Below are 13,435 nucleotides of genomic sequence, written 5' to 3' on the forward strand. Positions count from 1 at the left end.
TAGATGAAGCGAGTGCGTCGCCTGTTTGTTATCGGCTGCTTGTGGCTGCCCTTGATTGCATTGGCCAGGCCCGAGACGGTGCCCACGGTTGCCTTGGAACCGGCCCAGCAGCAATGGCTGGATACACACCGCAGCCTGCGTGTCGGCCTGGTGTTGCAGGCGCCCTACGCTCAGTTCGACCGGCGCCTGCAGCAACTGTACGGAGCCAACGTGGAACTGGTGAGCAGCCTGGCACAGGCGCTGCGGCTGGACCTTACCTGGCGCAACTTCGCCGACCAGGCCAGCCTCGAGCATGCCCTTCAGGCCGGCGAAATCGACTTTGCCCCGGGGCTTACCCAGACCCCCGCCAGCCTGCGTCTGTGGCTGTTCAGCGACCCTTACATGCGCGTGCCGCAACTGGTGGTGGGGCCGCGTACCGGGACCATGGCCGTGGAACTGGAAACGCTCGAGGCCGAGCAGCGGGTGGCGGTGCGCATGCCCAGCCAGCTGGCGGACTACCTGTGTGGCAATTACAGCAACCTCAACCTGCAAGGGGTGCCCAACGAGCGCGAGGCCCTGCAACTGGTGGTGGGTGGCCAGGCCAGTTTCGCAGTGCTGGACGAAGCCCAGCTCAGCCGCCTGTCGCGCGAAAGCGAGTTCGGTGAGTTGGCCGTGGTCGGCGATATCGGCCTGCCGCAACTGTTGCGCATCGGTTCGCGGCGCGACTGGCCGCTGCTGGCCGATGTGCTCGAGCGTGGCCTGCAGGCGTTGCCGGCCAAGGAACTGGAGCAACTGCACCAGCGTTGGCTGCAGCCAAAGTACCCTCGTCTGAGTGAATCGACGGGTTTCTGGCAGAACCTGGCCTTGTTGTCCGGCATGCTGCTGTTGTGCGCGCTGGCTACTCTGGTGTGGCAGCGTCGGCAGCAGCGTCAGCTGGAGCGTAGCCTGCTGGCCACCCGAGAAAGCCTGGTGGAGCGGCAAGTGCGTGAAGAAGCATTGCGCCTGAGTCAGTTCGCCATCGACCAGAGCACAGTGGGCATCCTCTGGGTCAACTGGGACAGCCACGTACGCTACGCCAACCATGCCGCCGAGCGCATGCTGGGCTATGGCGAAGGCGCGCTGCTGGAGCGGCCGCTGAGCGACTTTGAACCCAGCCTGACCATGGACCGCTGGCTGGAGCTTTGGAAGGGCGCGCGCACCGGTGCGGGCGGTGTCGGCCAGTTCGAGACGCAGTGCCGGCGGGCAGACCACAGCCTGCTGCCGGTCGAGCTGTCGCTGAGTTTTCTGCGTTTTCGTGACTCCGAGTACCTGGTGGTGTACCTCGCCGATGTCACCGAGCGCCACCGCGCCCTGGCGGCTCTGCGCGAAAGCGAGGCGCGCCTCAAGGGCATCGCCGGCAACGTGCCGGGGTTGGTGTTCCGCCTGGAGCGAGACCCGGCCGAGGGTGACTTGGAATTCCCCTACATCAGCGAGGGCAGTGAGGCCTTGGTGGGCTATTCGCCCAGCGAGATCCAGCACCCGCAGATGGGCCTGCGCAACCTGGTACATCCCGAGGACCGCGCCGACTACCACCGAGTGCAGGACCTGGCCCTGGCCAGCGACCAGGATTGGTCCTGGCAGGGGCGCATCCTCACCCGGCAGGGTGAGCAGCGCTGGGCCGACATCAAGGCCAGCACCCGACGCCTTGGCAACGGCCAGGTGGTGTGGGACGGCGTGGTGTGGGACATCACCCAGGGCAAGCGGGCAGAGTTGGCGCTGGCCAGGTCCCAGGAGCAGCTGCGCGAACTGTCGGCCCATCTGGAAAGCGTGCGTGAGGAAGAAAAGGCCCGCATTGCCCGGGAAGTGCACGATGAACTGGGGCAGATGCTGACCGTGCTCAAGCTGGAGGTGTCGATGTGCGAGCTGGCCTTCGCCGAGCTGGACCCGGGCCTGAACGAGCGCCTGACCACCATGAAGCGCCTGATAGCCCAACTGTTCCAGCTGGTGCGTGACGTGGCCACCGCCTTGCGCCCGCCGATTCTCGATGCCGGCATCGCCTCGGCCATCGAATGGCAGGCGCGGCGCTTTGAAGCACGCACGCAAATCCCCTGCCTGGTGCAAGTACCGGATAATCTGCCAGCATTGAGCGATGCCAAGGCCATCGGGCTGTTCCGTATCCTCCAGGAGGCGCTGACCAACGTGATGCGCCATGCCCAGGCGCACAGCGTGGAGATCGAACTGGTGCGTGAGCACGGGCAATTGCGCATGACTGTCAGCGATGACGGCCAGGGCTTTTGCCGCGACCAGCCACGGCCCACCTCGTTCGGCCTGGTAGGGGTGCGTGAGCGGGTGCTGATGCTGGGCGGCAGCATGGCACTGGACAGTGAACCGGGCGAAGGCACCAGCCTGAGCGTGGCCATACCGTTGGAGTAGGAGAGCGATCGTGATTCGAGTGCTGGTGGCCGAAGACCACACCATTGTCCGTGAAGGCATCAAGCAGTTGATCGGCCTGGCCAAGGACATGCAGGTGGCGGGGGAGGCCGGTAACGGTGAGCAGTTGCTGGAAACCCTGCGCCACACGCCGTGCGAGGTGGTACTGCTGGATATCTCGATGCCGGGTGTGAATGGCCTGGAGGCGATTCCGCGGATCCGAGCGTTGCACGACGCCCCGGCGATCCTGATGCTGTCGATGCACGATGAAGCGCAAATGGCGGCTCGGGCGCTGAAGGCCGGGGCGGCGGGCTATGCCACCAAGGACAGCGACCCGGCGCTGTTGCTGACCGCGATTCGCCGGGTTGCCGCTGGCGGGCGCTATATCGACCCGGCGCTGGCCGACCGCATGGTCTTCGAAGTGGGCCTGACCGAGTCGCGGCCGTTGCACACGCTGCTGTCGGAGCGGGAGTTTTCGGTATTCGAACGGCTGGCACAGGGCGCCAACGTCAACGACATCGCCCAGCAACTGGCGCTGTCGAGCAAGACCATCAGCACGCACAAGGCACGCCTGATGCAGAAGCTGAAAGTGAACTCGCTGGCTGAGCTGGTGAAGTACGCAATGGAGCACAAGTTGCTCTGAATGCGACATGCCTGTTCTCGGAACTTGCCGAGATCCCTGTGGGAGCGGGCGTGCCCGCGAAAGGGCCTGACCTGCCGATCTCTATGGCTGAACCGGCTCCTTCGCGGGCATGCCCGCTCCCACAGGTTTGGCGGGTGGCTCGGATGAGCATTCCAAACCCGCCATCTTTGTAGGGGAATCCCTACAGCAAATCTTCCATCCGGATGATGGCATTCTCTCACCACCCCCGATTTTCCGGCGCTTGCCGCTTGTCTAGTCTTTGCCTACGCAGTCATCCAACAAGAAGGTGCAGGCATGAGCGAGGCGAAGTCGAACGCTGCAACCAGCGAAACGCTGGTCAGCTTCCGTGGTGTGCAGAAGAGCTACGACGGCGAGTCGCTGATCGTCAAAGACCTCAACCTGGATATTCGCAAGGGCGAGTTCCTCACCCTGCTTGGCCCATCCGGCTCGGGCAAGACCACCAGCCTGATGATGCTGGCCGGCTTCGAGACCCCCACCGCCGGTGAAATCCAGCTGGCCGGGCGCTCGATCAACAACGTGCCGCCGCACAAGCGCGACATCGGCATGGTGTTCCAGAACTACGCGCTGTTCCCTCACATGACCGTGGCCGAGAACCTGGCCTTCCCACTGACCGTGCGCAACCTGAGCAAGACCGACATCAGCGAGCGGGTCAAGCGGGTGCTGAACATGGTCCAGCTCGATGCCTTCGCCAAGCGTTACCCCGGCCAGCTGTCCGGAGGCCAGCAGCAGCGTGTGGCCCTGGCTCGCGCGCTGGTGTTCGAGCCGCAGCTGGTGCTGATGGACGAACCGCTGGGCGCGCTGGACAAGCAGCTGCGCGAGCACATGCAGATGGAGATCAAGCACATCCACCAGCGCCTGGGCGTGACCGTGGTGTACGTGACCCACGACCAGGGCGAAGCGCTGACCATGTCAGACCGGGTGGCCGTGTTCCACCAGGGCGAAATCCAGCAGATCGCCGACCCGCGCACGCTGTACGAAGAACCCTGCAACACCTTCGTCGCAAACTTCATCGGCGAGAATAACCGCATCAATGGCACCTTGCTCGCCAGCGATGGCAAACGCTGCCAAGTGCAGTTGCCGCGTGGCGAGCGGGTCGAGGCGCTGGCGGTGAATGTCGGCCAGGCCGGCGAGCCGGTGACCCTGTCCATCCGCCCGGAGCGCGTGCGCCTGAACGGCCACAGCGAAAGCTGCGTGAACCGTTTCTCGGGCCGGGTGGCCGAATTCATTTACCTGGGCGACCACGTGCGGGTGCGCCTGGAGGTTTGCGGCAAGGGCGACTTCTTCGTGAAGCAGCCGATTGCCGAGCTCGACCCGGCCCTGGCCGTGGGCGATGTGGTACCGCTGGGCTGGGAGGTGGAGCACGCCCGCGCGCTCGATCCGATTGCCGAAGCCCATTGATGGATTGCTTCACCAACCCTGTACTGTGGAGAGAATAATAATGCGCAAGCAGTTGAAACTGACCGCCCTGGCCCTGGGGCTGTTCGCCGCTGGCCAGGCCATGGCCGCAGACCTCACCGTTGTTTCGTTCGGCGGTGCCAACAAGGCGGCCCAGGTCAAGGCGTTCTACGAACCTTGGCAGAAGGCCGGCAATGGCAACATCGTCGCAGGCGAGTACAACGGCGAGATGGCCAAGGTCAAAGCCATGGTCGACACCAAGAGCGTGTCCTGGAACCTGGTGGAAGTTGAGTCGCCAGAACTGGCCCGCGGTTGTGACGAGGGCATGTTCGAGGAGCTCGACCCGGCGCTGTTCGGTAATGAGGCCGACTACGTGCCGGGTGCCATCCAGCCATGCGGCGTTGGCTTCTTCGTATGGTCCACGGTGCTGGCCTACAACGCCGACAAGCTGAAGACCGCACCGACCAGTTGGGCCGATTTCTGGGATACCAAGAAATTCCCGGGCAAGCGCGGCCTGCGCAAGGGCGCCAAGTACACCCTGGAATTCGCCCTGATGGCCGACGGGGTGGCGCCGAAGGACGTGTATCAGGTGCTGGGTACCAAAGAGGGCGTGGACCGCGCCTTCAAGAAACTCGACGAACTCAAGCCAAGCATCCAGTGGTGGGAAGCCGGCGCCCAGCCGCCGCAGTACTTGGCCTCGGGTGATGTAGTCATGAGCTCCGCCTACAACGGCCGCATTGCTGCGGTGCAGAAAGAGAGCAACCTGAAAGTGGTGTGGAACGGCGGCATCTACGACTTCGACGCCTGGGCCATCCCGAAAGGCGCCAAGGATGTCGAGGAAGCGAAGAAATTCATCGCCTTCAGCGTGCAGCCCGAGCAGCAGAAGACCTACTCCGAGAACATCGCCTACGGCCCGGCCAATTCCAAGGCCGTGAGCCTGCTGTCGGACGCGGTGAAGAAGGACATGCCGACCACGCCTGAAAACATCGCCAACCAGGTGCAGATCGACGTGGCCTTCTGGGCTGACAACAGCGAGCAGCTGGAGCAACGCTTCAACGCCTGGGCGGCGAAGAAGTAAACGACCAGCGTAGGGGGCCGCTTTGCGGCCCATCGCCGGCAAGCCAGCTCCCACAGGGGCCGCGCTATCCCCGAGATCAGCGCAGTACCTGTAGGGGCAGCTCCCACAGGGATCAGAAGCCCCGAGGCCAGTGCAGTACCTGTGGGGAAAGCTCTCACAGGGATCACAAGCCCCGAAGCCAGTGCAGTACCTGTAGGAGGTAGCTCCCACAGGGATCAGAAGCCTCGAAGCCAGTGCAGTACCTGTGGGAGCTGGCTTGCCGGCGATGGGCTGCGCAGCAGCCCCATTTTCAGTTCGTATCGCGGAGTTCGCCATGGCCATTGCAGTGCCCCTCAAAGAAGGCGCAGGTCCAAGTCTCAAGCAGCGCCTCAAGCACGCCGAGCGGGTAAACCGCTGGAAGGCGCAGGCGTTGATCGCGCCGCTGGCGCTGTTTCTCCTGCTGGTGTTCCTGGTGCCGATCGCGGCGCTGCTGTACAAGAGCGTCGGCAACCCGGAAGTGGTTGGCGGCCTGCCACGCACCGTGGGCGTCATCACCCAGTGGGATGGCAAGAGCCTGCCGGGCGAGGACGTGTACAAGGCGTTGAGCCAGGACCTGGCCGAGTCGCGCAAGAACCAGACCCTGGGCGATCTGTCCAAGCGCCTGAACATGGAGCTTGCCGGTTACCGCAGCCTGTTGGCCAAGACCGCGCGAGCGCTGCCGTTCAAGAGCGAACCCGCTTCCTATAAAGATGCCTTGCAGGCCCTCGACGAGCGTTGGGGCGACCCGGCCTACTGGCAGGCAATCCGCCGCAACACCAGTACGGTCACCTCGTTCTACCTGCTGGCTTCGCTCGACCATCGTATCGATGACCTTGGCGAACTGGCCAAGGCCACCCCGGACCAGGCCATCTACCTGGATATCTTCGCCCGTACCCTGTGGATGGGTGTGGTGATTACCGCCATCTGCCTGGTGCTGGCCTACCCGCTGGCCTACCTGCTGGCCAACCTGCCGACCCGGCAGAGCAACCTGCTGATGATCCTGGTGCTGCTGCCGTTCTGGACCTCGATCCTGGTGCGGGTGGCGGCGTGGATCGTGCTGCTGCAGTCGGGTGGCCTGATCAACAGCGCGCTGATGGCCATGGGCATCATCGACCAGCCGCTGGAACTGGTGTTCAACCGCACCGGCGTGTACATCTCGATGGTGCACATCCTGCTGCCGTTCATGATCCTGCCGCTGTACAGCGTGATGAAGGGCATTTCGCCAAGCTACATGCGTGCGGCGATCTCGCTGGGCTGCCACCCGTTCGCCAGTTTCTGGCGGGTCTACTTCCCGCAGACGTACGCCGGAGTTGGCGCTGGTTGCCTGCTGGTGTTCATCCTGGCCATCGGCTACTACATCACCCCGGCACTGCTGGGCAGCCCGAATGACCAGATGGTCAGCTACTTCGTGGCCTTCTACACCAACACCAGCATCAACTGGGGCATGGCCACCGCGCTGGGCGGGCTGTTGCTGCTGGCGACCGTGCTGTTGTACCTGATCTATAGCTGGCTGGTCGGCGCCAGCCGCCTGCGCCTGAGCTGAGGAGCCTTGTCATGCTGAGCCCTTACATGTCGCCCGTGGAGCGGGTGTGGTTCTACAGCCTGCGCATTCTATGCGGCTTGATCCTGCTGTTCCTGATACTGCCGGTACTGGTGATCGTGCCGCTGTCCTTCAACAGTGGCAGTTTTCTGGTGTACCCGCTGCAGGGCTTCTCGCTGCAGTGGTACCAGGACTTCTTCGGCTCGGCCGAGTGGATGCGGGCCTTGAAGAACAGCATCATCGTCGCGCCGGCGGCCACAGTGCTGGCCATGGTGTTCGGCACCCTGGCGGCCATCGGCCTGACCCGTGGCGACTTTCCGGGCAAATCGCTGGTGATGGCGCTGGTGATTTCGCCGATGGTGGTGCCGGTGGTGATCATCGGTGTTGCCAGCTACCTGTTCTTTGCCCCGCTGGGCATGGGCAACAGCTTCACCTCGCTGATTCTGGTGCATGCGGTACTGGGCGTGCCGTTCGTCATCATTACCGTTTCTGCGACCTTGCAGGGCTTCAACTATAACCTGGTGCGCGCTGCGGCCAGCCTGGGCGCCTCGCCACTGCTCACGTTCCGCCGGGTGACCCTGCCGTTGATCGCACCCGGGGTGATTTCGGGGGCGTTGTTCGCCTTTGCCACGTCGTTTGACGAAGTAGTGGTGACCCTGTTCCTGGCCGGGCCGGAGCAGGCGACCCTGCCGCGGCAGATGTTCAGTGGTATTCGCGAAAACCTGAGCCCGACCATTGCCGCGGCGGCGACCTTGCTGATTGCCTTCTCGGTGGTGTTGCTGCTGACCCTGGAGTGGTTGCGCGGGCGTAGCGAGAAGTTGAGAACCCAGCAGCCTGGTTGAAGGTATGTTGCCTGTGCTGGCCTCTTCGCGGCTAAAGCCGCTCCCACAGGGTTTGTGCACCTGTGGGAGCGGCTTTAGCCGCGAAGAGGCCAGTACAGGTTGATGCTAATCAGCCTTCATCCGCTTCCCTGGGTTACAATGCGCGCCACCGTGATTCTGCCAACAGGTGCGCCATGCAGCCCTACGCTATTGCCCCCTCCATTCTCTCCGCCGATTTCGCCCGTCTGGGCGAGGATGTCGACAAGGTATTGGCCGCGGGTGCCGACATCGTTCACTTCGATGTCATGGACAACCACTACGTCCCCAACCTGACCATCGGCCCGATGGTCTGCACCGCCCTGCGCAAGTACGGCGTCACCGCCCCGATAGACGTGCACCTGATGGTCAGCCCGGTCGACCGCATCATCGGCGACTTCATCGAAGCTGGTGCCACCTACATCACCTTCCACCCGGAAGCCTCGCAGCACATCGACCGTTCGCTGCAGCTGATCAAGGACGGTGGCTGCAAGGCCGGCCTGGTGTTCAACCCGGCCACCAGCCTGGACGCGCTGAAGTACGTGATGGACAAGGTCGACATGGTGCTGCTGATGAGCGTCAACCCAGGCTTCGGCGGGCAGAAGTTCATCCCTGGCACCCTCGACAAGCTGCGCGAGGCGCGTGCGCTGATCGACGCCAGCGGCCGTGATATCCGCCTGGAAATCGACGGTGGCGTCAACGTCAACAACATTCGCGAGATCGCTGCCGCTGGCGCCGACACCTTCGTGGCCGGCTCGGCGATCTTCAACGCCCCGGACTACCAGGAAGTCATCGCCAGGATGCGTGCCGAACTGGCTCAGGCCCGCGCATGAGCGGCTTCGAGCAGCTGTTCCCGGGGACGCTGCCCAGGCTGGTGATGTTCGATCTGGACGGTACCCTGATCGATTCCGTGCCAGACCTGGCCGCCGCCGTGGACCGCATGCTGCTCGAACTGGGGCGCCCGCCTGCCGGTCTGGACGCGGTGCGCCACTGGGTGGGCAACGGCGCCCAGGTGCTGGTGCGCCGGGCGCTGGCCGGTGGCATCGACCACGCCACCGTGGACGATGCGCTGGCCGACCAGGCGCTGGCGCTGTTCATGGACGCCTATGCCGAAAGCCACGAACTGACCGTGGTCTACCCCGGTGTGCAGGACACCCTGCGCTGGCTGCGCAAGCAGGGCGTGGAAATGGCGCTGATCACCAACAAGCCCGAGCGCTTCGTTGGCCCGCTGCTGGACCAGATGAAGATTGGCAACTACTTCCGCTGGATCATCGGCGGCGACACCCTGCCGCAGAAAAAGCCCGACCCTGCGGCGCTGCTGTTCGTCATGCAAATGGCCGGTGTCACCCCTCAGCAGTCGCTGTTCGTCGGCGATTCACGCAGTGACGTGCTGGCAGCCAAGGCGGCTGGCGTAAAGTGCGTGGGCCTGACCTACGGCTACAACCACGGCCGGCCGATCCACGACGAGTCCCCCAGTCTGGTGATCGACGACCTGCGCGCATTGCTGCCCGGTTGCGCAGACCCGGCCACTGGGATAACGTTGGCGGACCTTCAAGCCTCACAAGACAGAGAGTCCACCGTGGCGGTTACCGGCAAATTCTGGATGAAAGTCATCAAGGCCCTGGCCCGTTGGCGTTGGCGCGCCTGACTTGAGCCTGCCGGCGCGTGCCGGCCCGTCCGTTTGCCTGACCTATTGCTGCTTGCCACGAGGCTACTCATGACCCGCGAAGAATTCCTGCGCCTGGCCGCTGCCGGCTACAACCGCATTCCCCTGGCCTGCGAAACCCTGGCCGACTTCGACACGCCGCTGTCGATCTACCTGAAACTGGCCGACCAGCCCAACTCGTACCTGCTCGAATCGGTGCAAGGCGGCGAGAAATGGGGCCGTTACTCGATGATCGGCCTGCCGTCGCGCACCGTGATGCGTGTGCACGGTTACCACGTCAGCATCCTGCAGGATGGCGTGGAGGTTGAAAGCCACGATGTCGAAGACCCGCTGGCCTTCGTCGAAACCTTCAAAGACCGTTACAAGGTCGCCGATATCCCTGGCCTGCCGCGCTTCAACGGCGGCCTGGTCGGCTACTTCGGCTACGACTGCGTGCGCTATGTGGAAAAGCGCCTGGGTGCCAGCCCCAACCCGGACCCGCTGGGTGTGCCGGATATCCTGCTGATGGTGTCCGACGCGGTGGTGGTGTTCGACAACCTGGCGGGCAAGATGCACGCGATCGTGCTGGTCGACCCGGCTCAAGAGCAGGCTTTCGAACAGGGCCAGGCGCGTCTGCAAGGCCTGCTGGAAACCCTGCGTCAGCCGATCACCCCACGCCGTGGCCTGGACCTGAGTGGCCCACAGGCTGCCGAGCCGGAGTTCCGCTCCAGCTATACCCGCGAGGATTACGAGAACGCCGTCGGCCGCATCAAGGAATACATCCTGGCCGGTGACTGCATGCAGGTGGTGCCGTCGCAGCGCATGTCGATCGACTTCAAGGCTGCGCCTATCGACCTTTACCGCGCGCTGCGCTGCTTCAACCCGACGCCGTACATGTACTTCTTCAACTTTGGCGACTTCCATGTTGTCGGCAGCTCGCCCGAGGTGCTGGTGCGCGTCGAGGACAACCTGGTCACCGTGCGCCCGATTGCCGGCACCCGCCCGCGTGGTGCTACCGAAGAGGCCGACCGCGCGCTGGAAGACGACCTGCTGTCGGACGACAAGGAAATTGCCGAGCACCTGATGCTGATCGACCTGGGCCGTAACGACGTCGGTCGCGTGTCCTCGACGGGCAGCGTGCGCCTGACCGAAAAGATGGTGATCGAGCGTTACTCCAACGTGATGCACATTGTGTCCAATGTCACTGGCCAGCTGCGCGAAGGGCTGACTGCGATGGACGCGCTGCGGGCGATCCTGCCAGCCGGGACGCTTTCGGGGGCGCCGAAAATTCGTGCGATGGAGATCATCGACGAACTGGAGCCGGTCAAGCGTGGTGTTTACGGTGGTGCTGTCGGTTACTTCGCGTGGAACGGCAACATGGATACCGCCATTGCTATCCGTACCGCGGTAATCAAGGACGGTGAGCTGCATGTGCAGGCCGGGGGCGGCATCGTTGCCGACTCGGTGCCGGCGCTGGAGTGGGAAGAAACCATCAACAAGCGCCGGGCGATGTTCCGCGCGGTGGCGTTGGCTGAGCAGACTTCGGCCAAGTAAGTTGGTCGGGGCTGCGTTGCAGCCCTTCGCGGGCATGCCCGCTCCCACAGGGAAATCACATGCTGCAAGGCCTGTGCAATACCCGTGGGAGCGGGCGAGCCCGCGAAGGGCCGCAAAGCGGCCCCATCAATTCAAAAGTCGACGCTGACGCCCAAACTCACTCCCTGCTGCGTCAACTCATCGCTCTTGCGCCAGTTATAGTTGCCGCGCAAATGCACCCCCGCCACCACTTCATGGCTCACCCCCAGGCTCGCCCGGGTCAGGTCGCTGTGCGGCGTATACCCGGCCAGGGTGAAGTCATTCGCTGGCAGGCTGGTCAGGTGCATCGTCACATCCTGCTGGTCATCCTCGAACTCGTGCTCCTGCGCCACCTCGGCGAACAGCCGGGTACTCGGCAGCACCTGCAAACTGCCCAGCAACCCTACGCCCAAACGGCGTGATGTACGTTCCTGATCATCGAAGCCCAGCGCCGTCGAACGCCCGCTCTTCTCGTCATAGCCATCCACTTTCACCCGCGCATAGTCGGCGCTGATGAACGGCGCCAGCTGCCAGCTGCTGCTCTCGGCTGCCAGGTTGTAGCCCAGCCGCCCCGACATCGCCCAGGCCTCGCCATCGGTGTCGCCCTTTTCGCTGCGGTCGTTCACGCCAAGGGCGAAGGTGCGCTTGAGGTCGCTGTAGTCCAGGTGCCCGGCGGTCAGCGCCGCGTCGGCCCACCAGCGGTCCTGGCAGTATTGGGCGAAGGCGCTGGCAAGGTAGCTGTCCAGCTTGTAGTCCGAGTCCTGTGCGCCGGCTTCCAGCTTCTGCCGGTACACGCCTCCGGCCAGGCCCAGGCGCCATGCATCGTTCAGACGATAGCTGCCGCCCAGGGTCAGGTTGTAGCCGCGGCCGTCGCCGCTGGCCGCGCTGCGCTGGCCGTCGAAGTCCAGGTCCTGGGCGCCGGTGGCAACGAAGGCCTGCCACTGGCCAACTGCCTGCCAGGGTGTCTGCCACTGGTTGCGCAATTCGTCCTGGTGAGTGCGCAGGCTGGCGTGGGCCATTTCCGGGAGCAAGGTCAGTTCCCAGGGGGCGGCAATGATCGAATAGGCGTAGTCGGCAATCAGTTGTTGGCCGGCGATGGTCGGGTGCACCGAGTCGTTGAACAGCAGCTTGGTCGGGTCTGGCGTGGCGCCGTTGATGCCGTACACCGGGTTTTCCACGCAGCCTTCGCCGCTGTAGCAGGTGCCGACCAGATTCTGGCCGCTGGCAAGGCCGAACTGTTCGGGGCTGGCCAGCGCTTCGCTCAGCAGCACAGGGATGTTCAGTGGAATGATCTCGGCATCGATCTGCCCCAGTTGGCTGAGCAACGACTGGTTGAACGCGCCGGATAGCAGCGACAGTGGGTTTTGTTGCGGCGTACCGCTGAAGTTCGGTGTCTGCCCGAGGTCAGGCAGCAACCAGACCATGATGTAGCGGGCGCCGCCTTGCTGCAGGGCCTGGGCGCTGGCGGCCAGGCGGGCGCCAGCGGCCACGGCATCGGCCGGGCTGTTGACCAGGCCTTGCAGGAAGTCATTGCCGCCGCCAGTCAGGTAATACAACGCGTTGGGGTCGGCGCGCAGGCCGTTGGCCAGGTAGCCCGGTTTATCACGCAATACCAGCCCGGCGCCGGGGCGCCCTGGTGGGATGACGGTCTCCGAGGTAGTGGTGATCGAGTCCAGGATCTGCTGGGTGGTGTAGCCACCGACTGCCCAGTTGTTGCCGTCGGGAAGGCCCAGCACCGGATTGACCGGAGAGGTGGAAGGGCCTAGCTCGGTCGGGTTCACACCGAGCCGCCCGCCCAGGATCATCGGTGACACTGGCGCATAATTGCCATTGGCATCGCGGTTGGTGAAGCGCACCCCGCCAAACTGCCCGGCGTCGCTGAGGCTGTCACCAAAAACGATCATGTTCGAGTAGGGCGAGGGTGTCGCGAAGGCCTGGCTGCAGGCTAACGCCAATGAGGCGAGGGTAAAGCGCAATAACGGTGCTTTTCGCATCAGGGAACATCCTTTTCTTTGTTTTTATCAGGACAACCCCATCGACCTTAGCAAATCGCCGTGCATCCCTCCCAAGTCCATTCGTTTCCCCGTGTTTACAGGCATATTGCGCCCGCCGCCCCGGTAGGCTACTGTGCCGGGACGTATGAGCGAGACCTATCCTGTGTTGATCGTCAGCAAACTCTTGATGCGCGTAATCAAGGCCCACGCCCGTTGGCGTTGGCGCGCCTGACTTTATCCCCTGCCGGCCCGTCCGGCCCGCCCCCGTTTGCCTTCCTGTCTAC

The 13,435-nt window shown here is 63.9% G+C and carries 10 protein-coding genes; 9 read left to right on the forward strand and 1 reads right to left on the reverse strand.

The genetic code is table 11. From position 1 onward, the window contains the following. Nucleotides 1-3: 3 nt before the first annotated feature. The 9 genes from CAF92_RS07985 to trpE all read left to right on the forward strand — a co-directional run bounded on the left by CAF92_RS07985 (nucleotide 4) and on the right by trpE (nucleotide 11,139). Nucleotides 4-2,391 (forward strand): PAS domain S-box protein, encoded by a 2,388-nt coding sequence (locus CAF92_RS07985; RefSeq protein WP_085600122.1) that lies wholly within the window; start codon nucleotides 4-6, stop codon nucleotides 2,389-2,391. 7 nt (nucleotides 2,392-2,398) lie between these two features. Beyond that, on the forward strand, nucleotides 2,399-3,031 hold the full coding sequence (locus tag CAF92_RS07990; protein WP_178081771.1) for a response regulator transcription factor: 633 nt from the start codon (nucleotides 2,399-2,401) through the stop codon (nucleotides 3,029-3,031). A gap of 294 nt (nucleotides 3,032-3,325) precedes the next feature. Beyond that, a complete protein-coding gene (locus CAF92_RS07995; protein WP_012270208.1) occupies nucleotides 3,326-4,450 on the forward strand; it encodes an ABC transporter ATP-binding protein in 1,125 nt (374 codons plus the stop codon). A gap of 40 nt (nucleotides 4,451-4,490) precedes the next feature. Continuing rightward, a complete protein-coding gene (locus tag CAF92_RS08000) occupies nucleotides 4,491-5,525 on the forward strand; it encodes an ABC transporter substrate-binding protein (RefSeq protein WP_085600124.1) in 1,035 nt (344 codons plus the stop codon). Nucleotides 5,526-5,838: 313 nt separating this feature from the next. Further along, nucleotides 5,839-7,086 (forward strand): ABC transporter permease, encoded by a 1,248-nt coding sequence (locus CAF92_RS08005; protein WP_013970602.1) that lies wholly within the window; start codon nucleotides 5,839-5,841, stop codon nucleotides 7,084-7,086. An 11-nt stretch (nucleotides 7,087-7,097) separates the two neighbouring features. After that, complete coding sequence (locus CAF92_RS08010; protein WP_013970603.1) at nucleotides 7,098-7,925, forward strand: ABC transporter permease; 828 nt, start codon at nucleotides 7,098-7,100, stop codon at nucleotides 7,923-7,925. 173 nt (nucleotides 7,926-8,098) lie between these two features. Then, a complete protein-coding gene (gene rpe / locus CAF92_RS08015; protein ID WP_046614408.1) occupies nucleotides 8,099-8,773 on the forward strand; it encodes a ribulose-phosphate 3-epimerase in 675 nt (224 codons plus the stop codon). Next, nucleotides 8,770-9,588 (forward strand): phosphoglycolate phosphatase, encoded by an 819-nt coding sequence (locus CAF92_RS08020; protein WP_085600126.1) that lies wholly within the window; start codon nucleotides 8,770-8,772, stop codon nucleotides 9,586-9,588. Before rpe ends, CAF92_RS08020 begins: the two co-directional genes overlap by 4 nt. Before the next feature lie 69 nt (nucleotides 9,589-9,657). After that, nucleotides 9,658-11,139 carry an anthranilate synthase component I gene (gene trpE, locus CAF92_RS08025; RefSeq protein WP_061550910.1) on the forward strand — a complete coding sequence of 494 codons (1,482 nt, stop codon included), beginning with the start codon at nucleotides 9,658-9,660 and terminating at the stop codon, nucleotides 11,137-11,139. Between the two features lie 131 nt (nucleotides 11,140-11,270). Here the strand turns inward: trpE and estP are convergent, their stop codons facing one another. Beyond that, nucleotides 11,271-13,151: an esterase EstP gene (estP, locus tag CAF92_RS08030; protein ID WP_085600128.1), complete on the reverse strand. Its 1,881-nt coding sequence runs from the start codon at nucleotides 13,149-13,151 to the stop codon at nucleotides 11,271-11,273. Nucleotides 13,152-13,435 lie beyond the last annotated feature (284 nt).

This window comes from Pseudomonas sp. B10(2017), assembly GCF_002113295.1.
GTDB classification, from domain to species: Bacteria; Pseudomonadota; Gammaproteobacteria; order Pseudomonadales; family Pseudomonadaceae; genus Aquipseudomonas; species Aquipseudomonas pudica.

Coding starts and splice junctions, on each gene's coding strand:
- estP (WP_085600128.1), bottom strand. CDS start 13,151: ATGCGAAAAGCACCGTTATTGCGCTTTACCCTCGCCTCATTGGCGTTA.
- CAF92_RS07985 (WP_085600122.1), top strand. CDS start 4: ATGAAGCGAGTGCGTCGCCTGTTTGTTATCGGCTGCTTGTGGCTGCCC.
- CAF92_RS07995 (WP_012270208.1), top strand. CDS start 3,326: ATGAGCGAGGCGAAGTCGAACGCTGCAACCAGCGAAACGCTGGTCAGC.
- CAF92_RS08010 (WP_013970603.1), top strand. CDS start 7,098: ATGCTGAGCCCTTACATGTCGCCCGTGGAGCGGGTGTGGTTCTACAGC.
- trpE (WP_061550910.1), top strand. CDS start 9,658: ATGACCCGCGAAGAATTCCTGCGCCTGGCCGCTGCCGGCTACAACCGC.
- CAF92_RS08020 (WP_085600126.1), top strand. CDS start 8,770: ATGAGCGGCTTCGAGCAGCTGTTCCCGGGGACGCTGCCCAGGCTGGTG.
- CAF92_RS08000 (WP_085600124.1), top strand. CDS start 4,491: ATGCGCAAGCAGTTGAAACTGACCGCCCTGGCCCTGGGGCTGTTCGCC.
- rpe (WP_046614408.1), top strand. CDS start 8,099: ATGCAGCCCTACGCTATTGCCCCCTCCATTCTCTCCGCCGATTTCGCC.
- CAF92_RS08005 (WP_013970602.1), top strand. CDS start 5,839: ATGGCCATTGCAGTGCCCCTCAAAGAAGGCGCAGGTCCAAGTCTCAAG.